We start from the raw sequence: 25,405 nt of genomic DNA on the forward strand, positions 1-25,405 counted from the left end.
GGAAGCTACACTTATAGAGGAGATCAGAAATATACAAGGAGGTAGTTGTAATGGCTATTGAATGGGTAAAAGAAGGCAATTACGAAGATATTATTTATTCAACATACAATGGTATCGCAAAGATTTCGATTAACCGCCCTGAAGTACATAACGCATTCCGTCCTAAAACGGTAATGGAGTTAATCAACGCTTTTGCACACGCTCGTGATGATGCAAATGTTGGCGTTATCATTTTAACAGGTGAAGGTGGACGTGCATTCTGTTCTGGCGGCGACCAAAAAGTTCGCGGTCATGGTGGATATGTAGGTGACGACCAAATCCCACGTCTAAACGTATTAGACTTACAACGTCTAATTCGCGCAATTCCTAAACCAGTTATCGCAATGGTAGCAGGTTATGCAATCGGTGGAGGACACGTACTTCATATCGTATGTGACTTAACAATCGCTGCAGACAACGCTGTATTCGGACAAACAGGTCCTAAAGTAGGAAGCTTTGACGGTGGATACGGAGCTGGTTACTTAGCTCGTATGGTAGGCCACAAGAAAGCTCGCGAAATTTGGTACTTATGTCGTCAATACAGCGCACAGGAAGCGCTTGATATGGGCTTAGTAAACACAGTAGTACCATTAGAAGAGCTTGAAGCAGAAACAGTACAATGGGCACAAGAAATTTTAGCAAACAGCCCAATGGCACTTCGTTTCTTAAAAGCTGCATTCAACGCAGACACAGATGGTCTAGCTGGTATTCAACAATTAGCTGGAGATGCAACGTTATTGTACTATACAACTGACGAAGCAAAAGAAGGTCGTGACGCGTTCAAAGAAAAACGCAGCCCGGACTTCGGTCAATTCCCTCGTTTCCCGTGATGAAACCAAAAGCGGAGCCGACTGTTTAGCCTCGTAGGCTAAGGTTCTTTCGCACAGAAAGTGTTTTTTACTTTCTCGTGCGGAAGGTTCTTAGACGGAAGGGGCTAGGAGGCGCAGCTAGATGTGATCAAAAGCGAAAGCGGCTCGCTTAGAATGTGAGGGGGATGGAACTTCTGACGTAGAGGCGCCTTTTGCCTCATAGGAAGAAGTGAAGCCACCGAACATTCTAGCCGCTGTAGCTAGATGGAATCAACCGGAAACAAAACAACTAAGAGACTTGATGTCACATCAAGTCTCTTTCTTTCATGAAAGGAGAATGAATGATGGAGACGATGCCTAACTGGTTAAAGCAACGTGCGTTTTTAACACCAGAGCGTACTGCAATTGAAATAGAGGACGAAAAGGTTACTTTTATGCAGTTGCATGAAAAAGTAGTATCTGTTTGTGAACACCTCACGCACGTTGGAGTGAAGCGGGCGCAAAAAGTGGCTGTTCTGATGAAAAATGGTATGGAGATGATTACAGTTATTCACGCCCTATCTTACGTAGGTGCAGTAGCTGTGCTTTTAAATACGCGTCTTTCAAGAGAAGAGCTACTTTGGCAAATGGATGATGCTGAAGTTGTTTGTTTAGTGACGGATCAAGATTTTGAGACTACAGATGTCCCTGTATATTCATTCGCTGAAGTGATGAATGGATCGAAGGCGGAAGCATCTATACAGGAAGAATTCTCTTTAGAAGAAGCGATGACAATTATTTATACGTCTGGGACGACAGGGAAGCCGAAAGGCGTTATTTTAACGTACGGTAATCATTGGGCAAGCGCAGTCGGTTCTGCGCTTAATTTAGGGCTTCGTGATGATGATTGCTGGTTAGCTTGTATGCCGATGTTCCACGTTGGCGGGCTATCTCTGTTAATGAAAAATATTATGTACGGTATGCGCATTTTACTCGTTCCGAAATATGATGCTAATTTTATTCATGAAGCACTTCAAACGAGAGGCGTTACGATTATTTCTGTCGTTTCTAAAATGTTAACAGATCTTTTAGAACGACTTGGAGAAGGGATATATCCCTCTTCTTTACGATGCATGTTACTAGGCGGAGGGCCAGCGCCGAAACCGTTATTAGAAACGTGTGTAGAAAAAAGAATTCCTGTGTATCAAACGTACGGTATGACAGAAACGTCTTCGCAAATTTGTACGTTATCAGCAGATTACATGTTAACGAAAGTAGGATCAGCTGGAAAACCACTATTCCAATGTCAGCTTCGTATTGAAAAAGACGGCGCAGTAGTGCCTCCACATGCTGAAGGAGAGATTGTTGTAAAAGGACCGAACGTAACAGGTGGCTATTTTAACCGTGAAGATGCGACGCGTGAAACAATTCAAAATGGCTGGCTTCATACTGGTGACCTCGGTTATTTAGATGAAGAAGGATTTTTATACGTATTAGACCGCCGCAGTGATTTAATTATTTCTGGGGGAGAAAATATATATCCAGCTCAAATTGAAGAAGTGTTACTCTCTCATCCTGCAGTAGCAGAAGCCGGTGTTGTCGGTATGGCTGACGAAAGTTGGGGACAAGTGCCAGCTGCTTTTGTTGTAAAAAGCGGAGAGGTAACAGAAGAAGAAATTCTTCATTTTTGCGAGGAGAAATTAGCGAAATATAAAGTGCCGAAGAAAGTGTGTTTCTTAGAGGAATTACCACGAAACGCTTCGAAAAAATTGTTAAGACGAGAGTTAAGACAATTAGTGGAGGAGATGTAGGTGGAGATAAAAAAAGTGACACTTTATATAACGGAAATGCCACTCGTAATCCCGTTTGCTGCAAGCTACGGAACTTACGAAAGGCGTGAGAGTATGGTCGTTGAATTAGAAGATAAAGATGGATACGTTGGTTTTGGTGAAGTCGTTGCTTTTTCTGAACCGTGGTATACGGAAGAAACGGTGAAGACAGCACTGCATGTACTTCAGGATTTTTTAATACCGGATTTATTGGAAACTGAAATCTCTCATCCGAATGAAGTGCCGAGTTTGTTCCAGCATATAAAGAGAAACCGAATGGCAAAGGCCGGAATAGAAGGGGCTGTTTGGGATTTATATGCGACGCGTCAAAAGAAACCGCTAGCGACATTGCTTGGCGGAACGAAGTCTGAAATTGAGGTCGGCGTTGTAATCGGGATCAATACGATTCCGGTTATGCTAAAACAAATCGAGAAGTACGCGGAAGAAGGATACGAGCGTTTTAAAGTGAAAATAAAGCCAGAGCATGATTACGAATTATTGAAAGAAATTCGTAAAGAGTTTCCGAATATCCCGTTAATGGCTGATGCAAATTCAGCCTATACATTAGCGGATACGGAGAGGCTGAAACGACTAGATGAATTTCAATTGCTGATGATTGAACAACCGCTAGCGGATTACGATTTTCTTGATCATGCACAGCTGCAAAAGAAAATTGAAACGCCGATTTGTTTAGATGAAAGCATCCATAGTTTAGAAGATGCGCGCGTTGCGATTACACTTGGCAGTTGCCAAATTGTTAACATTAAACCAGGACGAGTGGGCGGATTAACAGAATCTATTCAAATCCATAATTATTGTATGGAGCATAACATACCAGTTTGGTGCGGCGGTATGGTAGAGATGGGCATATCACGAGCACAAAACGTTGCGCTTGCTTCATTGCCGAACTTTACGATTCCTGGTGATATATCCGCTTCTAGTAGACATTGGGAGCAGGATATTATTTCGCCGGAAGTGATGCTTAAGGGCGGGAAAGTGATTGTACCGCAAAGTGTTGAAGCTGAGTATGAAGTAGACCGCAAGAGACTGGATGAAATCACGAAGCAGCGGATTGTGTTTGAGCGGTAAATGGAAGTTTCGTTAGGCTGTCCGCAAATAGCGAGAGGGTTTTGTCGTTAATTGTCGGTAAGTCGATATATTTCAATAATCGCTGATATAATTCGAGTTACGGTCGATATAATTGGAAAATCGCCGATATAATTCAAGTTATGGTCGATATAATTTCATTTACTAAGGCTACTCAAACGGGTAGCCTTTTTTGTATTGTACAAATTGGATAGACTAGTTTAAAATCGAGCGTATAAAGGGGGAGTAAGATGAAGCGCATTTCAATTTTGATAGCTGATGATGAGGCAGAAATTGCTGATTTAATTGAGATACATTTAAAAAAAGAAGGGTATCATGTTGTGAAAGCAGCCGATGGAGAAGAAGCGGTGCATATTATTAAAACGCAGCCAATTGACTTAGTGGTTTTAGATATTATGATGCCGAAAATGGATGGATATGAAGTGACGAGACAGATTCGCGCCAAATATCATATGCCGATTATTTTCTTAAGCGCGAAAACATCTGACTTCGATAAGGTGACAGGTCTTGTACTAGGTGCGGATGATTATATGACGAAGCCTTTCACACCAATAGAACTAGTTGCACGTGTAAATGCACAACTGCGTAGGTTTTTTACGTTAAATCAACCGAAAGTAGCGGAAAGTAAGTCTGCTTTAGAGATTGGCGGAGTCATTATTGATCCTGAGCGCCGAACGGTAAATGTATATGGAGAGCAAATTGAGTTAACACCGAAAGAATTTGACATTTTATATTTATTAGCGAGTCATCCGAAGAAAGTGTACAATGTGGAAAATATTTTTCAGCAAGTATGGGCAGATGATTATTATGAAGGTGGAAATACAGTTATGGTACATATTCGTACGTTACGGAAAAAGCTTGGGGAAGATAAAAGAAAGGATAAGTTAATAAAAACAGTGTGGGGGGTAGGTTATACTTTCAATGGCTAACATGATGAAAAGCTTTCGTTTTAAAATGATTGTCTTATTTGCGTTAAGTATGGTGCTTGCAGCAACTGTAACTTATATAATTTATAAAGGATTGCAGCTGTATTATAAAAAGATGGTTCGCTACGAAGAGCCTTTAGCGCAATTTCGATCAATGGTAAGGGAATTTGGGGACATTAACTTCTTTTTAATTTTCTTTATTCCGTTATCTATTATCTTTTTCTTCTTTTTGACAAAACCGTATTTAAAATACTTTGATGAAATTTCTAGTGGGATTCATCATCTTGCGAACGGTAACTTTACAAATAAAGTTCAAGTTTCATCAAATGATGAGTTTGGAAATATCGCGCGCGAAATAAATGTTGCGAGTGAAAAGTTAAAAGAAGCTGTGGAAAGAGGCGACTTTGCTGAAAGTAGTAAAGATCAGCTCGTTGTGAATTTAGCTCATGATTTAAGAACGCCATTAACATCCGTGTTAGGATATTTAGATTTAATTCTTAAAGATGAGAATTTGACGAAGGAACAAATTAAACATTTTTCCACGATTGCATATACGAAATCACAAAGGCTAGAAAGTTTAATTGATGAGCTATTTGAAATTACACGTATGAATTATGGCATGCTAAAGCTGGATAAAAAGCCTATTGATATAAGTGAGTTGCTTATACAGTTAGAAGAGGAATTATATCCGTTATTAGAGAAACATCATTTAGAAGCTAGATTGCATGTTGATGCTCATTTACCGATGCACGGTGATGGAAAATTGTTAGCTAGAGTATTTGAAAACTTGTTAACAAATGCTGTTCGATACGGATATGATGGACAATTTGTTGATATGAATGGGTATGTCGATAATGGAGAAGTTGTCGTGCAAGTTATGAATTACGGAGATAGCATTCCAGAAGAAGATTTACCGTATCTATTTGATATGTTTTATACAGGTGATAAAGCGAGAACCGAGAACCGTGGCGGGACAGGTCTTGGACTATTTATTGCAAAAAATATTGTCGAGCAGCATAACGGTACGATTTCTGCTGAAAGTAATGTAGTTAGAACGCTATTTGAAGTGAGATTGCCAAAAGACGAGAACGTAACAATTTAATAAAAATTTAAACTTTACCCCACTTTTTATTTTAATAGTTTTTTCTATTCTATACGTAAGTTACGTTAAGGAGGAACTAGAAATGAAAAAGTGGGTATTTATTTCTTTTTTTATAGCATGCACAATCTGTGTAGGCGTTTATATATCACCGTTATTTCAAAAGGAAATTGATGTGAAAATCGGCGGGGAAAATAGTGCAGTAAAGACTGCAAGTATGGAAAAGGTAGAGGTTACAAAAGAACAAATTTATAAAGGGGATCTACTATTAGTTAATAAAGATTACCCAGTAAAGAAAGATAGTATTAGGTCTGATATTATAAATGTAAATCATAATAGTGAATTAGTAAGAGGTTATGTAATATTTGATAGAAACCTTCGCTTATCAAAGGGTGTTGTAAAAAAGTTTTTGAACGTTGTCGATGCGGCTGGAAAAGATGGAGTACAGCATTTCCTAATGAGTAGCGGGTACCGAGATTTTCAAGAACAAAGTAAATTATATAAAGAAATGGGATTAGATTATGCACTCCCAGCAGGATACAGTGAGCATAATTTAGGATTATCACTCGATGTTGGGTCTACTCAAAAGAAAATGGAGAGGGCTCCTGAAGGTAAGTGGGTGGAAGAGAACGTATGGAAGCATGGCTTTGTATTACGCTACCCGAAAAATAAAAGTAACATTACAGGCATTCAATATGAGCCATGGCATATACGTTACGTCGGTTTACCTCATAGCGCAATTATGCAAAAAAAGAATTTTACGCTAGAGGAATATTTAGAGTTCTTAAAAGAGGAAAAAGAAATTTCAACTGAGGTGGAAGGCAAGAAATATACGGTTTCTTATTATAAAGTTTCAGAGAATATGAACGTAAATGTCCCAGTAAATAAGCAGTATGAAATTTCGGGGAACAATATGGATGGGGTTATTGTGACGGTTCAGGAATAGATAAAGAGGTTGTTCCGTTTTGGAGCAGCCTTTTCGTATATAAGAAAGGGATTGGCGTTTTTTGTCGGTAAATCGATATTCCTTGTCGAATCGTTGATATATTTTGAGTTACGATAGATATAATTGAAAAATCGTTGATATATTGTAAGTTATGATAGATATATTCGAAAAATCGTTGATATAATTTCCTGTACTATCGCATTTTGAGGAGCATCTTTTTATTTGCTTTTAAACATTATAACGTTATATTTACTTCTTCCTTTTTTTGTGCTACTCTAAACGTGTGAAAGAGATAAAGAAAAATGAAATTTTAATGTAAGCGTATTCTTATGGCTTCTTATAGAAAAGGGTGGAAGTACAATGACAGAACGATTCGTACTACGTAATGTGAAACGTGTGAACGGGGAAGAGATTGACATTGTAATTGAAAATAATAAAATCGCACAGGTGACGAAAGCTGGTGCTGGCGAAGGTGGAAAGGTTCTTGATTACTCTGGTACTTACGTATCAAGTGGCTGGATTGATTTGCACGTTCACGCTTTTCCAGAGTTTGATCCGTATGGCGATGAGGTGGATGAAATTGGCGTTAAGCAAGGGGTAACGACAATTGTTGATGCAGGTAGCTGCGGAGCTGATCGCATTGCAGATTTAGTAAAAAGTAGAGAGCAGGCAAAAACGAATTTATTTGCCTTTTTAAATATTTCTCGCATCGGTTTAAAACGAATTGATGAATTATCCAATATGGAATGGATAGATAAAGAGAAAGTAATAGAAGCAGTAGAAAAGTATAAAGATGTAATCGTTGGGTTAAAGGCGAGAATGAGTAAAAGTGTCGTTTGTGATAGTGGAATTGAACCACTTCATATAGCGCGTGATTTATCCCGTGAAACATCATTGCCAATTATGGTACATATCGGTTCAGCGCCTCCTCGCATTGAGGAAGTTGTACCTCTTTTAGAAAAAGATGATGTCATTACACATTATTTAAACGGGAAAGAAAATAATTTATTTGATGAAGAAGGCAAACCGCTACCTGTGTTACTAGATGCAGTGAATCGCGGCGTACATTTAGATGTTGGTCATGGTAATGCTAGTTTTTCTTTTAAAGTAGCAGAAGCGGCGAAGCGTTACGGTATTGCGCTTAATACAATTAGTACAGATATTTACCGGAAGAACCGTATACACGGTCCAGTGTATAGTATGGCTCACGTTCTTTCGAAATTCCTTTACTTTGGTTATCCGCTAGAAGAAGTGATTGATGCGGTTACGAAACATGCAGCAGAGTGGCTTAAGAAACCTGAGCTTGGCCGCATTCAAGAAGGCGATATTGCAAATTTAACTTTATTTACAGTGAAAGATGAGAAGGTTACGTTAATTGATTCAGAAGGGGATCAGCGCATTGCTGAAAAAAGGATTGATACGAAAGGGGTTGTAATCAATGGGTCATTCATTGAATGCTAAGTACGGATTAAAAAGAGTAATTAATGCGAGCGGTAGAATGAGTATTTTAGGTGTATCCGCTCCGGCAAATACAGTTATGGATGCGATGAAACATGGTGGACAAAATTATGTGGAAATTGCTGATTTAGTAGATAAAGCAGGAGACCATATTGCGAGAATTCTAGAGTCAGAGGCAGCGATTGTTGTGAACTCAGCATCGAGCGGAATTGCGCTTTCTATCGCGGGTATCGTTACAGAAGGAAATCGCCGTAAAAGTGAAAGACTTCATCAAGAGGTCATCGCGAAAAACGAAGTGATTATGTTAAAAGGTCATAACGTTCAATACGGTGCTCCTGTTGAAACGATGATTTACTTAGGCGGCGGTAAACTTGTAGAAGTTGGCTATGCAAATGAAGGGAAAGCAGAGCATATTGAAGATGCGATTGGTGAAAATACAGCGGCGATTCTTTATGTGAAATCCCATCATGCAGTACAAAAAAATATGATTTCTGTTGAAGAAGCATGGGAAGTTGCGCAGCGAAATAACATCCCGCTTATCGTCGATGCGGCAGCTGAAGAAGACATTCAAAAATATGTGAAGTATTCAGACCTTGCCATTTATAGTGGTTCAAAGGCGATTGAAGGGCCTACTTCTGGTATTGTGGGCGGTAAAAGAAAGTATATTGAGTGGCTGAAAGTGCAATTACATTGCATCGGAAGAAGTATGAAGGTTGGGAAAGAAACAACATTTGGCTTACTTCAAGCGCTTGATGAGTACGGAGTAAAAGAAGATAAGAGCGAGCAAGAAAAAGAATTGTTACAAGTACTTATACCGCTAAAAGAATTAAACGGCGTAAATGTAACGATCGTTCAAGATGAAGCCGGAAGAGCAATCTTTAGAGCTCGTATTCATATTAACGAGACACAATTAAATAAATCAGCAAAAGATGTTGTGACAGCATTACGCGAAGGGGAAATTGCCATTTATACACGTGATTACGGAGTAAGACAAGGATTCTTTGATATCGATCCACGTCCACTTCAAGGTGATGACATACATGTGATTGAAGAAAAAATGAGAGAAATTGTAGGGGGAAACTAAAATGACAAACATTCAAAAACGTTTTTATAAAGGCCGCGTAGCATTAAATGTATTGGCAAACAATATAGAAAATGCGAAAGATATTTTTGAAGCAGCAGAAGGTTATGTAGTAGTGGGAGTGTTATCAAAAGACTACCCAACAGTAGAAGAAGCAGTTACGGCGATGAAAGCATACGGAAAAGAAATTGAGGATGCTGTATCAATTGGACTAGGAGCAGGAGATAATCGCCAAGCGGCAGTTGTGGCTGAAATTGCGAAGCATTATCCTGGTAGCCATATTAACCAAGTGTTCCCTTCAGTTGGAGCGACACGTGCAAATCTCAGCGGAAAAGATAGCTGGATTAATAGTTTAGTATCACCAACAGGAAAAGTAGGGTACGTAAATATTTCTACTGGTCCAATTAGTGCAGCTGGGGAAGAAAAAGCAATCGTTCCAATTAAAACAGCGATCGCACTTGTACGTGATATGGGCGGAAATTCATTGAAGTACTTCCCAATGAAAGGGCTAGCTCACGAAGAAGAATATCGTGCAGTCGCGAAAGCTTGTGCGGAAGAAGGATTCGCATTAGAGCCAACAGGCGGAATTGATAAAGAAAACTTTGAAACAATTGTACGCATTGCGCTTGAAGCAAATGTAGAGCAAGTTATCCCGCACGTGTACTCTTCTATTATTAATAAAGAAACTGGTAACACGAAAGTAGAAGATGTGCGTGAATTATTAGCAGTCGTGAAGAAGCTAGTTGATCAATATGCGTAAGAAAATTGCAGCGTTCGGCGAAGTAATGATGCGCCTGCAAGTACCTGGATATGAATTGTTGTCGCAAGCTAACACGCTAAATTACTCATTTTCAGGTACAGGTGTGAACGTTGCAGCGGCACTTTCTCATTTAGGGCATGAAGGGCTTCTTATTTCAACTTTACCGGAAAATTCGGTTGGAGATGCAGCTGTATCTTACATTCAAAAGTTAGGGATTCAAACTTCTCTTGTTTCAAGAGGCGGTAAATATGTAGGTATGTATTTTTTAGAAAATGGATTCGGTGCACGTGCAAGCCGCGTTACGTATTCGAATCGACTAGAAAGTAGCTTCAATACGGCGTCTGAAGAGATGTACCAATTTGAAGAAATTGCTAAGGAAATTGATATCGTTCATTTTTGCGGTATTACACTTGCGATGAATGATACGGTGCGCCATCATATGAAGTCTTTAGCGAGAGCAGTTAAAGAAAACGGAGGAGCCGTCGTTTTTGATTGTAATTATCGTCCATCACTTTGGGGAGAAGACGGATATGAACAGGCAAAACCGCATTATGAAGAAATGCTAGGACTTGCTGATATCGTTATGATGAACGAAAAAGATGCGATGTTTGTTTTAGGAATGAAAACAGAAGAAACGGAGCGAGAGGCACAACTTGTTGATCTTATTCCAAAGGTAGCTGAAACGTATCATATTGCTACAATCGCTGGTACACATCGCTCTATTAACGGTGATAATACACATTCACTGTGCGGGTTTATATGTAAAGATGGAACGTTCACTTTTGCAAAAACACTTACGTTTTCTGTATATGATAGAATAGGTGCTGGAGATGCTTATACGAGCGGGATTATTCATGGCGAGATAGAAGAGTTTGCACCAGAGAAAGCTGTTTCATTTGCGTCAGCAGCTGGCATGCTTGCACATACAATCGTCGGTGATACGCCAATGTCATCAGAGAAGGATATACTTCGGGCAATGACGGCATCAGTAGGTGATGTAGAAAGGTAGTGGGTGTAACGGTGAACGTAACGAGAAAAAAAGGACCATTATATTTACAAATAAAAAATATTATTCGTGATCGAATATTGCATGGTGTATATGCGATTCATACGAATATTCCTTCAGAACCACAATTAGAGGAAGAGTTCAAAGTGAGTAAAATTACAGTACGTAATGCGATTAAAGAACTCGCTCAAGAAGGATATTTGGAAAAGAAAAGCGGTAAAGGAACGAAAGTCATCCGTAATACTTCTGCGACAAAACTGTCAAAGGGTAAGAAATTTACTGAAGTGTTAGTGGAAGAAGGATATAAAGTACAAAAGAAATTGCTAAAGGCAGAAGTCGTTCATAATGAAGAAGGAACAGTGCCATTTCGCTTATTCGGTAAAGAGAGTTTTCGTATTGAACGTTTATATACGTTAAATGATGCGCCATATATTCATTATACGCACTATTTCTCAGCGAAAATGGCAAGTACAGACTTATCGGACTTTGATTTACAATCACTTTATGATTTAGTCGAAGACCGAGGTATACATTTAGAAAACTTCAGAGATGAATTCGCAGTTGGACTTGCGCCCAGTTTCGTTGCAGAATCGTTAGGTGAAAAAGAGGGGACAGCGTTATTAAAACGTATGCGCTATTCTTACGATGAAGTTGGCGAAGTAATTGAATATAGCGAAGGCTACTACAATACAGAAATGCAGCATTATGTAGTGAATTATGACGTATAAAAAAGAGGGGATTTTCCCTCTTTTTTTATAAAAGTAAGGGGAATGAGAGATGGATATATACTTATTAATCGTCACGTTACTTGCGATCGCAATTGTCATTTTAGGGGTATCATGGTGGAAATGGCATGCATTTATTAGTTTAACAGTTGCTAGTTTATTTTTAGCTATTATGTCTGGACTGAACTTAACGAAAATAGTGGCTGCCTATGAAACTGGTGTTGGTAGTGTATTAGGGCATTTAGTTGGCATTTTGGCTCTCGGAACTATCTTAGGGAAAATGATGTCTGATTCAGGGGCAGGCATGCAAGTTGCAGATTTCTTTATTCGATTTTTCGGCGTAAAAAAATTACCTTGGGCTATGTTATCTGCAGGGTTTGTTATAGGGATTCCAGTCTTTTTTGAAGTGGGGATCGTCATTTTATTACCACTTGTTATTTCCATTCGAAAAACGACGAAGCAAAATATATTGTTAATTGCGTTACCTGTTATTGCTGGATTATCGATTGTGCATGGGCTAGTGCCTCCGCATCCAGGTGCGATGACTGCAATCGGGATTTATAATGCAAACTTAGGAAAAGTACTTTTATATTCATTAATTATCGCGTTACCAACAGCCATCATCGCAGGGCCGATATTTGCGAAGTGGGTACATAAGAGGGTTATACCTGAAAATGAACCGGAGCTTGTTCGAGTTACGACTGTATCAACCGATTTACCAAGTCGTAAAGTTTCGTTTTTTATTATTTTACTGCCAGTCGTGTTAATGATTTTATCAGTAGTTGCACCGTATATTTCTTTACCAATAAAAATAACTGAATTTTTAGTCTTTATAGGAAGTCCAGTAATCGCTTTACTTATTTCATGTTTTGCAGCATTTTATTTACTTGGCATCAAACAAGGAATTAATAAAAAGATGATAAAAAGATTAACAGATGAAAGTTTACTACCTGTAGGCTCAATTATTTTAATAATTGGTGCAGGTGGTGGGTTTAAACAAATATTAATTGAAAGTGGAGTTGGAACGGCGATTGCGCAAATGGCAGAACATATATCGTTATCACCAATCGTCTTAGCTTTCATGGTAGCTGGATTAATTCGAATAGCGACCGGATCAGCTACAGTAGCATTAACGACAGCAGCAGGAATTGTTTCACCAGTTATTCAGCATATGTCTGGTGTAAATTTAGAATTGCTCGTTATAGCAACCGGTGCAGGATCATTAATGTTTTCTCACGTAAATGATGCAGGCTTCTGGCTTGTAAAAGAGTATTTAGGTTTGACGGTGAAGGAAACGTTTAAAACGTGGACGGTGCTGGAAACATTGTTATCATTTATTGCATTCGGTTTTGCCCTTGTGTTGAATATGTTTCTTTAGGAGAGGAGATCAGATTTAAACGAATAAAACCTACAGAGGAAATGTAATTTCTCTGTAGGTTTTATTCGTTTTTTGTGCTTTCTACTACTTAATGGAACGTACATACTGATCTTCTCCATCGTCTTTGACAAAGACTCCTAGCTCATTCAAATCTTTGCGTAAATGCTTCTTTTTTTTCGAGTTTCCTTCTCGAAGAGCATTTCGTCTTTCATACAAAATAGTATTTATGCTTTTATTAAATCGCTCATCCTCTAATTTCCATAAGCTATACTCATGTTTATAAGGATCTTGTTCCACCCAGGGGAAGCCGTGCATTACGAAAGTATCTTTAATTTTGCTTGGGTTAATGTCAGATGTTTCACGTAACCATTCTCGGTCTTCTTGATCAATGATAATCACTTGACGCTTATCTACAAAAACGGCTTTTACATTTGACCTGGTGATTTGTTTCTTGTGATCGTCCTTATTCACGTGAATGCTTTCCGAAGTAATGTTCATTTTTAAAGCGTCACTATAAATAATTAAAGAAAATAAAATCCCTGCAATAGTGCCAATTAACATGAGGATAATTGGAAGCCAAAAAGGGTTAATAGAATTTAAAAGTTCTATAATTTTTGAGTCAGAAAAAAGAGGAATCTTTTTTATAATCTCTATTAATTTAGGTGAAAAATATCCAATAACGCCTAAAAGGATTGGACTTACTATAGCAAGTAATTTTTCTAAAAAACCTAATCCAATGACAGATACCTTTTTCATTTGTAGTTCATCCTTTCTTAATATATATTTTTTCAAAATCAGGGCATTTAAATAGTGAGTTTCTTCACCATTTTTATGAGCTCATCTGAGTAATTTTCTATAGATATCGATGAATTCGCCTTTAGCATTCTTTCTTCGATTGCTCCTAAAATAAATGAAGCCAATGTGTCAATTCGGAAAGAGTTAGAAAACACTCCATTTTGTTGACCAGTCTTCAAAATATCTAATAACATCGTTCTAAGAGCATCATCTTCTTCGTCGTCTTCGATTCTGTAATAAGGAACATTCTCTTCATTTCTTGCATTAAAGACAATCTCAATTAAGGCAATATTATTTTTGTAATGAGTTTCTTGATAAGCCAAATGTGCTTCAATAAAAGCCTCTAGTTTGTTTATTTCAGATTGGGCTAATAGTACTCGATTGCTAATAAATTCATGTTGTTTCTCAACTAAAAATTGTAATGTTCGATTCATAAGATAAAGCTTATCGTTAAAATGATAAGAAATAAGTCCAGTGCTAATCTTAGCTTTTTTTGCTACCTTCGTTAAGCTTAAGTTGTTATATCCAACCTCTTCTAATGTATCGATACATGCAAGAATAATTTGTTCACGTCTAGCCTCTGCAATAAAAGAATCAGTCATGCTATTCAACTCCTGATTTATATAATTTGAATGTATAATTAAAAAATTGATTGATCATTCAATTAAATATTAGTAAGAAATTATTAGTATGTCAAATGTTTTTATACCTACATCTTGATAAGGCTAATTCATTTTTTAATGAGGCTCATTTTCTGAAACAAGCCCGTTTTTAAGTAAGCCAAGCTTCCTATTCGCCCTGAAAACATACTATAAATGGAATCCCCTCATTTAGAGCAAGGTGAACTTGTTATGAATGATACTAAAGGAGGAATAGAGTAATGAGCGAAAAGTGTGAACACAGACATGATGATTGTAACCGCAGACATGGGTGCGGCGGCGGTTTTGCGCTTCTAATCGTATTGTTTATTTTATTAATTATCATCGGTGCTAGCTGCTTCGGCGGAGGCGGCGGTTGTGGTTATGGTGGTTACGGCGGTTATGCAGGCGGCTATGGTGGATATTGCTGCTAATTAAAAACTATTGAAAATGGCCTTGTGCGTATTGCACAAGGCCATTTTATTCACGTTTTAATATGTTGTGATAATTTATTAATGTACAGAGAACGGATTAAGAAGAAGAAAATGATCTCGATAATCCCGAAAAAGGTGAGTACAATACATGTCTCTTTTAGTAATGAAAAAGAAAACATACTTTGTAAAAACTTAACAGCAAATAACGTGTGAACACCAGCAACGATGTAAGGAACGAAAAATAAAATTCCTAATTGAATCGTTGCAGAGCGAAACATTTCTGATTCAGTTAAGCCAAGCTTTGTAATCGTAATGTATTTTTGTTTTTCATTCGTTAAGTCGTTATACATACGGAAGTATAAAACACTAGCCGCACCGATAAAGAAAATAAAGCCGAGAAATGCCCAAATAAAGAACTGAGCAACCGCATTTCCTTTACTATGAACGAGTTCATCCGTAGCTGTATAAATATGAAATGGTTTAATGAAATCTTCTTCATCCTTATGTGCTTCATACAAGGTTTCTGCATCATGATCTAAGCTTTTTAATATATTTTTTGTTGGGACAATTGCATTTTCCCAATTTTCCACGAAGTAGTTATAAACTGTAATTGTTTCAATATGAGGAATCATATTTTCAATTACTTCATCTTGCATCACAATTAAGTGAGGTAATGCAAAGGGAGGCTCAATTCCTCTATTAATAAAACCTTTAATTTGAAATTCTTTTTTATTAGAGCCAAGTGTAATCGTGTCCTGCTTCGCAAATGGGTTAGACACGAGATTTAATAACGCTGGTGAATAGCGAGAAATATTATAAACTTGTGTAGAATCAAGAGTGATTTCTGGTCTGTTTAATTGCTTTGCTATTGCGTTATAATCACTCATTTTCATAATGGAAATTGATTCTTTTGAAGCTGTATCTTTTAAAACGGTAAACTTATATTTGTCATATTGAAAATTAGCATTTGTAAGTTCAGTTTCAATCGTAGTAATATGCTTTTGTTCAAATGCATTAACACCTTCTGATGTATAGGTGAATGGTATTGGATATCGTTCTAGTATGGATGCTTTCGTATGATTGTTTGCAGCAAATAACCCGATAATAATTGTAAATGCAAGTGCAGATAGCATAGAAACGATAAAGAGTACATTAATATTACTGCGGGTACGAGAAACTAAATCTGAAATCCATAACATATTTATTTGTTTCAAATAAAACTTTCTTCGTTTCTTTAAAATATAGATAAAGAGAAGAAATGTTTGTGAAAAAAACAAATACGTCCCAACTACTACGAGCGGTAAAATAGATAGCATAATTAAGAATACAGACCCATTTTGTGCATTTTTTTCCGTTATGTAGCCTTGCGGATAACCGGCAATATAATAGCATAGTCCTAAACAAGTTAAAGCAAATAGTGAAATGAGTATAGATGGTTTTTTTTCGCTCTTCTTTTTGTTAACTCCCTTAATAAGCTGCGTTGTTTTTCGAGTACGAATAAACATTGGTGTAAACGTAGAAACGATTAAAAATAAAATGATAAACGTTACGGTTGTAACGATAACCGCTTCTGTTGGCCAATATAAATAAAGACCTTTTGAACTTGTTAATTTCGAAGTGACTAATAAGAAAAAGTTAGAAAATACAAGACCACCCTGTATACCGATAAAGATAGATAATATCCCAATTATCATGTTTTCGGTAAATAACAATCTTTTTAATTGTCTCTGTGAGATACCAAGAATAGTGAGTATCCCGAATTGCTGCTTCCGAACATTTAAAAATGTTCCAATTGAATATAAGAGAAAGAAGAACGAGAACATAACGATCACAAGCTGTGCTGTACTAGCTAAGTTCATTAGAGGATCCCGATCTTGAAAGCCTTGTACACTTTGTAAGCGTGGATGATACGCATATACAGTAAATGAAAAGAAAACCATAATAGAAAAAGCACTACTTACAAAATAAGCGAAATATGCTTTAGAATTACGCGAGACATTTTTAAATGCGAATTGCCAAAATGTCATCCACGTCTTCCTCCTAATAAAGCTAGGACATCTAATATTTCTTGATAAAACTTCTCACGATACAATCCGCGATGCAGTTCATTGTAAAGCTCTCCATCTTTAATGAAAATAACACGGTTACAATAACTTGCTGCAAACGGATCATGCGTAACCATTAAAATCGTTGCATCTTCTTCTTTGTTTAATTTCGTAAATAATTCCATTACATCAATCGCTGCTTTTGAATCTAAGTTTCCTGTTGGTTCATCCGCAAGTAAAAGAGACGGATGATGAATGACAGCACGTGCTACCGCAGTACGCTGTGCTTGCCCTCCTGAAACTTCAAAAATACGTTTGTCCAAAATATGATCAATTCCAAGTTTCTTTGAGATGTTATCGAGCTTTTCGTCCATTTCTTTTAAAGGAACATTATCTAACGTTAAAGGTAATACGATATTTTCTCCAATCGTTAACGTATCTAATAGGTTAAAGTTTTGGAAAACAAATCCTAATTCTTGACGGCGGAAAATTGCTAATTTTTCTCTACGAAATGTATGAGGTTGTTTGCCGTTAATTACGACTTCTCCAGAAGTAGGAGAATCAATTGTAGAAATAACGTTTAAAAACGTAGATTTACCACTTCCAGAAGGCCCCATAATTGCGACGAATTCACCTTTATCCACGTGTAAATTTATATTTTTTAAAGCGGTATGAGGGACTTTCCCTTCATACACTTTTGAGACGTTTTTTATGTGTAATACTTCTTCCATAATAATCACCTTTCTATTTTTAAAACTTAATATGTTGTGATAATTTTTGCATATAAAAGGAACGAATTAAAAGGAAAAAGAGAATTTCAACCGTTCCAAAAATCATAAGTACGACTGTAATTTCAGCGAAGAACGAGAGATGTAATATCTCTTGTAGCATCTTTGTCGCGAACATCGTATGGATGGATGCCATAATGTAAGGGACAAAGAAAAGAATCGCAAGTTGAATTGTAGCAGATTGTTTCATTTCGTCTGCTGTTAATCCAATCTTTGTAATCGTTATATACTTTTCTTGCTCATTTGTTAAATCTGTATACATTCGGAAATACAGAACACTGCCTGCACCGATGAAGAAAATAACACCAAGAAAAGTTCCGATTAAGAAGAATGAAGCAACGTTTAGTTTCGTGTTGTATAAAGAGTCACTTGCTTCACTTGCATGAAACGGTGGATGTTCTGCCTGAATAGCTGCATTGTCGTTATCGATTTTTGTTATAAATGCTGAACCGATAGTATGTGCTTCTTCCCAATCGTTAACTTTAAAGTTATATACACTCATCTGTTTTGAAACGGTGGATAATGTTTCTACATTTTCATCAGATAGTATGAGCAATTGGTATATTAAGCTGTTTGGGAATGGGTTATAACCTTTATATTCTTTCACTTGTAGTTGTAAATTGTTTTGAGCAAGTGTAAGAGTATTTTTCTTTTCTTTAGTATGAATTGTTCCAACAACTTGATCGTCTAAGTCTTTCATAAGAATATAAGATTCATTCTTATTCACCGAGAGAGTCTCCCAATTTAACGCCTTAGCAAGTACATTATAGTCACTTTGTTTAATGGCATAATAGAGCTGTGCGTTATCTTCAGCTGAAGATACTTCATATATGTCTGTTTTAAATTTTGTATAAGTAAAGTGCTCTTCATTAAATTTTTGTTCTAACCAGTTTAAATGTTCATCAGCTAACGTATTTTCAGTATGTGATAAATACGTAAACGGGAAAGGGTTTTGCCTAATGGCATCAAACTTTGTAAATTTCCCGAATCCATATAAGAATGTAATCATTGTAAAAGCGAGCGTTGATAGCATTGCTACTATAAATAGCATATTAATATTTGTTCGAATGCGCGTTGCTAAATCCGAAATCCAAAGCATATTAATTCGTTTCATATAAAACTTTCTTCGTGTTTTTAATATACGAATAAGTAAAAAACTAATCTGTGAAAAGAAAAAGTATGTTCCAGCTGCAATAAGCGATGGAATGACAAGTATACTAGAGAAGGCATATAAAAGCCCAATGATATCGCCTAACGACATAAAATATAATGGATTGGATTCTAATACATATCCAGTTATTAAACATGCCGCACCAAATAGAGAGACGAGTACGGATGCTTTTTTTTCTTTTTGTTGTTTTCCTTCTTTTAAAAGACGTACAGCTTTTCTCGTACGGATTAGCATCGGTGTAAAAGATGATACGAGAATGAAGAGTCCAAGAAAGATGATTATAGTTAAAACGATAGCACCTGTCGGCCAATATAAATATAGGCCAGGTACATGTGTAATTTTGGCGGTAACTAGTAAAAAGAACTGTGAAAAAACAAGTCCAAGTTGAATGCCAAAAAATATAGAAAGAACACCAATCAGCATATTTTCTATAAATATGAGTCGCTTTAATTGTTTTTGAGATATACCAAGTACTGTTAAAATCCCAAATTGTTTTTTACGAACCTTTAAAAATGTACCAATTGAATAGAGTAAAAAGAAAAATGAAAAGAACACAATGACAACTTCTGAAATTGTCATTAATATGTTCAGAGCATAATTCACGTCTGTCATATGCAATTTAGGATGAAATAAATAAACTGCAAATGAGAAAAAAATAGCAATAGAAAACGCACTGCTTACAAAATAGGCGAAATAAGCTCTGGCGTTTCTTGTTACATTTTTAAAGGCAAACTGCCAAAAAGTCATTCACCTAAACCTCCTAATAGAGTGAAGAGGAAAAGGATATAAGAGGTATCCTTTTCCTGTACTAATATATTTATAAAACTTAACCATTCGTATACTCTGATAACTTTTGCATGTAAAAGGAGCGAATGAATAAGAAAAAGATGAATTCAACTACTCCAAAAATAATAAGAACGGCTGAAATTTCTTTGAATAGTGATAAAGCAATTACGTCTTGAAGCATTTTTGTTGCGAACATTGTATGAATGGACGCCATAACGTACGGAACGAAAAATAAAATGCTAAGTTGAATGGTTGCAGATCTTTTCATCTCTGCATCTGTTACACCAATTTTTGAAATTGCTACATATTTTTCTTGTTCGTTCGTTAAATCTGTATACATTCTGAAGTAAAGAACGCTACCGGCTCCAATAAAGAAAATGACACCTAAGAATGTCCCGATTAGGAAGTATGCGGCACTTCCTGATGTGATTCTATATAATGAGCCTGCTGATTCATAGGAGCGTATAAGGGGTCCTTCGTATTGGAATTCTTGTCGATCTCTTTGTATTTTTTTCATAAAATCATCAGCAATTTCATACGTCTTTTCCCAGTTTTGTACGTTATAATTGTACGCTGCTACATGCTTTGTTGTATTTGGTAAGTTGTTTACAACAGTGTCAGGTAAAATTAAAGTTTGATATGAAAAGTCAGAGGGAATGGCCCCTACTTGTTCATAGCCTTTTACTTGTAATGTCGTATTTGTGCTAGAAAGTGTAATGGATTTTCTATTGTAGCTTGGCTCGAATTGGCTGAATAAGGTGAAATAAGCGCTACCTGTTAAGACATATGCTTCGTTATCACTCATGAATAGTTGTTTCATTCGCAGGGAAGCTGCAAGTTTATTATAGTCACTTTGTTTCATTGCATAAATGTCATCGTAAGTCGTTATACCTTCATCTTCTTTCAATGATGTTTCATATAAATCAGCTTTGATCTTTTTATAAGAGAAATTTTCTTTTTGTAACTGCTGTTCAAGCCAAGTTAAATGCTTGTTAACAAAAGGATTGGCGTCATATGAAAAATAAGAAAATGGAAAAGGTGAAGTTCTCGCAACATCTAGCTTTGTAAACTTTCCGAAGCCATATAGGAACGTAATCATTGTGAAAGCAATTGTAGATAGCATCGCTACAATAAAAAGCATATTGATATTCGTTCGAATACGACTTGCTAAATCCGAAATCCAAAGCATATTAATTCGTTTCATATAAAACTTTCTTCTTTTCTTTAAAATATAAATAAGTAAGAAACTAATTTGAGAAAAGAAAAAATATGTCCCAATTGTAACAAGTGCTGGAATCACAAAAACACTTGAAACCATATAGATAACGCCTACTTGCGTGTTTATTGAGAAGAAATATTTAGGGTTTGCAGCTAAAATATAACCACCTAATAAACAGATAGCACCAAATAGAGAGATAAATATGGATGGTTTTCTTTCCTTTTGTTTCCTACCATTCGTTTTTAATAGGTTTACCGTCTTTTTCGTACGAATTAGCATGGGTGTAAATGAAGATACAGCGATAAAGAGACCAAGAAACACAATCGTTGTTAAAATGAAAGCATTCGTAGGGGGATATAAATATATCCCCGGTAGATGTGTAATTTTCGCTGTTACTAATAAGAAAAACTGCGAAAAGACAAGTCCAAACTGCATACCGAAAAAGATAGATAAAATACCAATTAACATATTTTCAGTGAAAACGAGTCGATGTAATTGTTTTTTTGATATACCTAAAATAGTTAAAATACCAAATTGCTTTTTACGAACTTTTAAAAACGATCCGATTGAATAGAGTAGAAAAAAGAACGAGAACAAAACAATAACAACTTCTGAAAAAATCATTAATCCTGAAATTTCAGAGATCATAGTGGGATTTTGTAATTTCGGATGAAACAAATAAACAGCGAACGAAAAGAAAACAGCAATGGAAAAGGCACTGCTTATAAAGTAAGCAAAATAAGCTCTAGAGTTGCGCGTTACATTTTTAAATGCAAATTGCCAAAATGTCATAATACGTGCCTCCCGTTAGCAGGGAAATATGTAGTTTTATTGCAAAAAATGTATGAGAGTGAGTTCTCATACATTTTGCTAGCATATGTTCTGATCATGATTCAGTCACCTTCTCTACATTCTCTGCTTGATTATTCGCAGCATTGTGGAAGATGATTTTAATCGTCGTTCCTTTACCAACTTCAGAATCTAGTTTGACGGAGTGACCTAAATAATCACAAATTTTACTTACAATATAAAGCCCCATACCGGTAGATTCTCCGAATGTACGACCGTTTTTCCCAGTGTAAAATGGTTCAAATACCCTTCGAATATCTTCTTGCGGAATACCAACGCCTTCATCGCGAACTTCTAGAATAATGTCTTTTCCATTTCGATAAGCGGATAAGAACACTTTCTTTCCACGCTCACCAGAGTAACGGACTGCATTTGTCATTAACTGATAGATAATAAATTTTAGCCATTTCGCATCAGAAGCAACCTTTAGATCAGAATGTACTTCTAAAACAGGGAAGACACCATTACGAATGAATAGTTCTTTTAATCCATTAATATTTTTCGTTACCGTATCTTTTAATGAAATCGTCTCAACATGGAAATCTTCATGGAAGTTATTTAACCTAGCCATGTATAAAGCCATATCAAGTCCTTGGTTTAGACGCTCTAACTCTTTTTTGAATTTCGGAATTAAATGTTCGTCTTCCATCTCCAGTACCATAAGCTGCATAACAGAAACAGGTGTCTTCATTTGGTGCACCCAATGGTTAATGAACAATTGATGTTCCTGTTGTTTTACTTCATACGATTGTAGTTCTTTTTGGAAGAGACGGTATTGCGTACGCACGAGTTCATTTACACCGTGAGGCATCGGAGCGGTTGCTCTTTCAATAAACGCATCTTCCATTTTTTCTGGCTGCTCACTTAATCTATGATACATTCTACGGTTACGAACGTAACGATAAGCAAGGAAACAAATAAATAAGTATAAGCTTAAAACGATGAAGTAAAACTTATTATTTTGAAATCCATCTACTGCATCATAGAGAACGAAAATGATACCGAAGTTTAATACGTACAGTAGAAAAAATGTAAAATGATCACGTAAAAATAGCTTCATGCTTATTCACTCCAAGTTGCGTTAAAACGATACCCAAGTCCACGTACTGTTTCAATAGCATTTTCAATACCAAGCTCATTGAACTTTTTACGAAGACGCGTGATGTTTACGTTTAATGTATTTTCCTCAACGAAGCTCTCATCATCCCAAAGAGCAGCTAATAAATCTTCACGGCTCGCTGTACGAGGGAATTTAGATAATAACATTTCGGCTAAAATTGCTTCTTTCTTCGTTAAAAGAACTTGTTCAGATCCGAAGTGAATTTCTGGACGTTCAGGGAATAGTTTTAAACCTTCTACTTCAACGATACGCTCAGAAATATTTGGTGCATAGTCACCGTAAATACGGCGCAATTGACCTTTAATTTTTGCCATTACAACGTCGTAGTGGAACGGTTTCGTAATATAATCATCCGCACCGCTTTCAATCGCCATAATTTGTTCCATCTCACCAGCACGCGCTGAAATGAAAATAATTGGACAAGTAGATTCATGACGAATTTGACGGCACCAGTAGAATCCATCGAATTTCGGTAAGTTCACATCAAGTAAAACAAGGTGTGGTTTCACGGCGTTAAACGATTCCATAATATCATCAAAGTTTTCAGTAACAACAGCGTCGTACCCGTATTTTTGAATGTGAGATTGCAGTAATGATGAAATATTTGGATCGTCTTCAACGATTAAAATTTTATACATATGTATATTCCTCCTCAAAAAAACAATTGTAGCTATAGTGTACCATGTGTTTCACGTCTTTTCATTATGTTGAAATATAAGCTAGTTAACAGTATAGGTTAAAAGTGAGAAAAGTAAAAAGCATTATAGGGATAACTGAATGTATTGTCCTTTTAAATAGATGAAATTTTATAAAAAATAATATATTTTTTATGAAATTTGGAACTTTATTTTGCTTACTGTCCAATATATAGTGAGAACATCGTTAAGGAGGGGGCACTACTTGGCAAGTAATGAAGATATACATATCTGGATAGAACGTTTATTAAAAGGTGATGAGGAGGCTTTTGAATTTATATTTGATTTAACGAGTCAGAGAATATATGAAACTGTCTTCGCTATAGTTAAAAATCGGCATGATACAAATGAAATCGTAAATGAAGTTTACTTTCAACTTTGGAAATCTATTTCAACATATGATCAATCTAGACCGTTTCTATTTTGGTTGAATGGAATTGTTTACAAACAGATTAGTCAGTGGAGAAAAAATATATGGAAGAGGATGCGCTTATTTGAAAAACAACAATTAAGTGATAATCCAGTTGTAGACGTTCCCGAAAAAGTATTATTAAGAAAAGAAACAGAAGAGCAGTTATTAATGGTGATACAAGAACTTCCATTTAAATTTAGAATAGTAATCGTGTATCGCTTTTACCACGATTACACGTATGACGAAATTGCAGAACTATTACAAATCCCTATAGGTACAGTAAGGTCTAGAATTCACAGAGCGTTAGAAAAAATTCGGAATCAGTCTAGTATAGAAATAGATGAGGAGGAATCTAATTCAAATGTCGTTTTCAAATGAATTAAAAAAAGCAATGAAACAAGAGGTCCCTAAAGAAGTTAAAGAGCATGCTTATCAATCCTTTAGTCAAATGTATAAAAAAGATAGCAAAAAGAAAACGAAAAAGAAATTATTAATAGTGGGTTTAATAGCGGCTGTCGTTATACCGACGAGTACAATGGCATTAAACAATTCTTATTTTGTAAAACCGGAAGTAAAATTAAATGACATGATTAATGATCAAGTTAAAAAGGATGCTGCGGATGGAAAGTCTATACAGCTAAATGAAAAAATAGTCGATAATGGTATTACTCTTCATATAAAAGAAATATTAATTCAAGATGCCAAAATACTTGTTTATTATCGTTTTGAACAACAAGATGGTTCGCTCGTTCCATATGAATTTAATACAACTGGGCTTGATATTAAATCTGATGGTAAAGAAGACGGGAAACAAGTAGAGAGTCCACATTATGAAAATAAGAAATTTAATGCTGTGCAATATTTGCATTTTCTTAGTAACACTCATATCGATAATTATCAAAAAGATCGTATTGGTAATCCTGATGCACCAGAGGCAAGTACTTTTTACTTAAGTGATGAAGCAGGAAAGAGCTTTGAAACGGTGTTAGCTGCGCACGACGAACCAGAGGGAGTAGTTGTTTTTGAACCGTTAGAAGGTGAAAAATTCCCAGACTTCTTATTTGTACATATTAATATTAACAGAATTGGAGGAACGGAAGGAACTTGGACAACGAAAATTCCAGTGGACATGGCGCATAAAACTGTGCAGAAGGAATCTATAAAGAATGAATAATTTCGTATTCTATTTAATAGAATCCAAACTAGGTGTGTGAAAGCATGATTAGTTATTGGTTAAATGCATTCGGAACGATAGTAGGTATGTCCTTTATTATAAGTTTAATAATCTTTTGGATTTCTTCGTTTGTTAAT

General features: G+C 36.2%; 23 protein-coding genes. 15 read left to right on the forward strand and 8 right to left on the reverse strand.

Features of this window, described 5'->3' with window-relative positions:
• Positions 1 to 50 precede the first annotated feature (50 nt).
• From menB to gntP, 12 genes are all read left to right on the forward strand, one after another.
• Positions 51 to 869: a 1,4-dihydroxy-2-naphthoyl-CoA synthase gene (menB, locus tag JDS81_RS20210; protein WP_000963888.1), complete on the forward strand. Its 819-nt coding sequence runs from the start codon at positions 51 to 53 to the stop codon at positions 867 to 869.
• 323 nt (positions 870 to 1,192) lie between these two features.
• Positions 1,193 to 2,638, forward strand: a complete 1,446-nt coding sequence (locus JDS81_RS20215; protein ID WP_142311452.1) for an o-succinylbenzoate--CoA ligase — start codon at positions 1,193 to 1,195, stop codon at positions 2,636 to 2,638.
• Positions 2,639 to 3,745 (forward strand): o-succinylbenzoate synthase, encoded by a 1,107-nt coding sequence (gene menC / locus JDS81_RS20220; protein WP_097953569.1) that lies wholly within the window; start codon positions 2,639 to 2,641, stop codon positions 3,743 to 3,745.
• A gap of 248 nt (positions 3,746 to 3,993) precedes the next feature.
• Positions 3,994 to 4,692, forward strand: a complete 699-nt coding sequence (locus tag JDS81_RS20225) for a response regulator transcription factor (protein WP_000822514.1) — start codon at positions 3,994 to 3,996, stop codon at positions 4,690 to 4,692.
• The gene (locus tag JDS81_RS20230; RefSeq protein WP_097953568.1) at positions 4,685 to 5,791 is read left to right on the forward strand and encodes a sensor histidine kinase; all 1,107 of its coding nucleotides are present in this window, start codon (positions 4,685 to 4,687) and stop codon (positions 5,789 to 5,791) included. Before JDS81_RS20225 ends, JDS81_RS20230 begins: the two co-directional genes overlap by 8 nt.
• Positions 5,792 to 5,873: 82 nt before the next feature.
• A complete protein-coding gene (locus tag JDS81_RS20235; RefSeq protein ID WP_097953567.1) occupies positions 5,874 to 6,734 on the forward strand; it encodes a M15 family metallopeptidase in 861 nt (286 codons plus the stop codon).
• 360 nt (positions 6,735 to 7,094) lie between these two features.
• On the forward strand, positions 7,095 to 8,195 hold the full coding sequence (locus tag JDS81_RS20240) for an amidohydrolase/deacetylase family metallohydrolase (protein WP_097953566.1): 1,101 nt from the start codon (positions 7,095 to 7,097) through the stop codon (positions 8,193 to 8,195).
• Positions 8,173 to 9,276 (forward strand): DgaE family pyridoxal phosphate-dependent ammonia lyase, encoded by a 1,104-nt coding sequence (locus tag JDS81_RS20245; protein WP_097953565.1) that lies wholly within the window; start codon positions 8,173 to 8,175, stop codon positions 9,274 to 9,276. The genes JDS81_RS20240 and JDS81_RS20245 overlap by 23 nt, the downstream gene beginning before the upstream one ends.
• A 1-nt stretch (position 9,277) precedes the next feature.
• On the forward strand, positions 9,278 to 10,033 hold the full coding sequence (gene dagF / locus JDS81_RS20250) for a 2-dehydro-3-deoxy-phosphogluconate aldolase (RefSeq protein ID WP_097953564.1): 756 nt from the start codon (positions 9,278 to 9,280) through the stop codon (positions 10,031 to 10,033).
• Positions 10,026 to 11,042, forward strand: a complete 1,017-nt coding sequence (locus JDS81_RS20255; protein ID WP_097953563.1) for a sugar kinase — start codon at positions 10,026 to 10,028, stop codon at positions 11,040 to 11,042. The genes dagF and JDS81_RS20255 overlap by 8 nt, the downstream gene beginning before the upstream one ends.
• Complete coding sequence (locus tag JDS81_RS20260; protein ID WP_000539290.1) at positions 11,042 to 11,767, forward strand: GntR family transcriptional regulator; 726 nt, start codon at positions 11,042 to 11,044, stop codon at positions 11,765 to 11,767. Before JDS81_RS20255 ends, JDS81_RS20260 begins: the two co-directional genes overlap by 1 nt.
• Positions 11,768 to 11,816: 49 nt before the next feature.
• Complete coding sequence (gntP, locus tag JDS81_RS20265) at positions 11,817 to 13,142, forward strand: gluconate permease GntP (RefSeq protein ID WP_097953562.1); 1,326 nt, start codon at positions 11,817 to 11,819, stop codon at positions 13,140 to 13,142.
• An 84-nt stretch (positions 13,143 to 13,226) separates the two neighbouring features.
• Here gntP and JDS81_RS20270 read toward each other — a convergent pair whose 3' ends face one another.
• Positions 13,227 to 13,898: a YqeB family protein gene (locus JDS81_RS20270; RefSeq protein WP_097953561.1), complete on the reverse strand. Its 672-nt coding sequence runs from the start codon at positions 13,896 to 13,898 to the stop codon at positions 13,227 to 13,229.
• Between the two features lie 47 nt (positions 13,899 to 13,945).
• The gene (locus tag JDS81_RS20275; protein ID WP_097953560.1) at positions 13,946 to 14,539 is read right to left on the reverse strand and encodes a TetR/AcrR family transcriptional regulator; all 594 of its coding nucleotides are present in this window, start codon (positions 14,537 to 14,539) and stop codon (positions 13,946 to 13,948) included.
• Positions 14,540 to 14,817: 278 nt separating this feature from the next.
• Between JDS81_RS20275 and JDS81_RS20280 the strand changes: the two genes are divergently transcribed.
• Positions 14,818 to 15,009, forward strand: a complete 192-nt coding sequence (locus tag JDS81_RS20280; RefSeq protein WP_001290392.1) for a YjcZ family sporulation protein — start codon at positions 14,818 to 14,820, stop codon at positions 15,007 to 15,009.
• Positions 15,010 to 15,059: 50 nt separating this feature from the next.
• Here JDS81_RS20280 and JDS81_RS20285 read toward each other — a convergent pair whose 3' ends face one another.
• From JDS81_RS20285 to JDS81_RS20310, 6 genes are all read right to left on the reverse strand, one after another.
• Positions 15,060 to 17,036, reverse strand: a complete 1,977-nt coding sequence (locus JDS81_RS20285; RefSeq protein WP_000144930.1) for an FtsX-like permease family protein — start codon at positions 17,034 to 17,036, stop codon at positions 15,060 to 15,062.
• Complete coding sequence (locus JDS81_RS20290) at positions 17,033 to 17,785, reverse strand: ABC transporter ATP-binding protein (protein ID WP_000393256.1); 753 nt, start codon at positions 17,783 to 17,785, stop codon at positions 17,033 to 17,035. The genes JDS81_RS20285 and JDS81_RS20290 overlap by 4 nt, the downstream gene beginning before the upstream one ends.
• Positions 17,786 to 17,804: 19 nt before the next feature.
• Positions 17,805 to 19,760: an FtsX-like permease family protein gene (locus tag JDS81_RS20295; RefSeq protein ID WP_097953559.1), complete on the reverse strand. Its 1,956-nt coding sequence runs from the start codon at positions 19,758 to 19,760 to the stop codon at positions 17,805 to 17,807.
• A gap of 79 nt (positions 19,761 to 19,839) precedes the next feature.
• Positions 19,840 to 21,810, reverse strand: coding sequence for an FtsX-like permease family protein (locus tag JDS81_RS20300; protein WP_097953558.1), 1,971 nt, complete (start codon positions 21,808 to 21,810; stop codon positions 19,840 to 19,842).
• Positions 21,811 to 21,904: 94 nt separating this feature from the next.
• Positions 21,905 to 22,927 carry a sensor histidine kinase gene (locus tag JDS81_RS20305; protein WP_000765359.1) on the reverse strand — a complete coding sequence of 341 codons (1,023 nt, stop codon included), beginning with the start codon at positions 22,925 to 22,927 and terminating at the stop codon, positions 21,905 to 21,907.
• Positions 22,928 to 22,929: 2 nt separating this feature from the next.
• The gene (locus tag JDS81_RS20310; RefSeq protein ID WP_000276732.1) at positions 22,930 to 23,625 is read right to left on the reverse strand and encodes a response regulator transcription factor; all 696 of its coding nucleotides are present in this window, start codon (positions 23,623 to 23,625) and stop codon (positions 22,930 to 22,932) included.
• Between the two features lie 262 nt (positions 23,626 to 23,887).
• On the opposite strand from JDS81_RS20310, the gene JDS81_RS20315 reads away from it, so the two are divergent.
• Positions 23,888 to 24,472, forward strand: a complete 585-nt coding sequence (locus JDS81_RS20315; protein WP_097953557.1) for a sigma-70 family RNA polymerase sigma factor — start codon at positions 23,888 to 23,890, stop codon at positions 24,470 to 24,472.
• Positions 24,456 to 25,268: a DUF4179 domain-containing protein gene (locus JDS81_RS20320; protein WP_097953556.1), complete on the forward strand. Its 813-nt coding sequence runs from the start codon at positions 24,456 to 24,458 to the stop codon at positions 25,266 to 25,268. The genes JDS81_RS20315 and JDS81_RS20320 overlap by 17 nt, the downstream gene beginning before the upstream one ends.
• The last annotated feature ends 137 nt before the right edge of the window (positions 25,269 to 25,405 follow it).

Origin of the sequence: Bacillus cereus group sp. N31, assembly GCF_016483245.1 — a bacterium.
Classification (GTDB): domain Bacteria; phylum Bacillota; class Bacilli; order Bacillales; family Bacillaceae_G; genus Bacillus_A; species Bacillus_A toyonensis.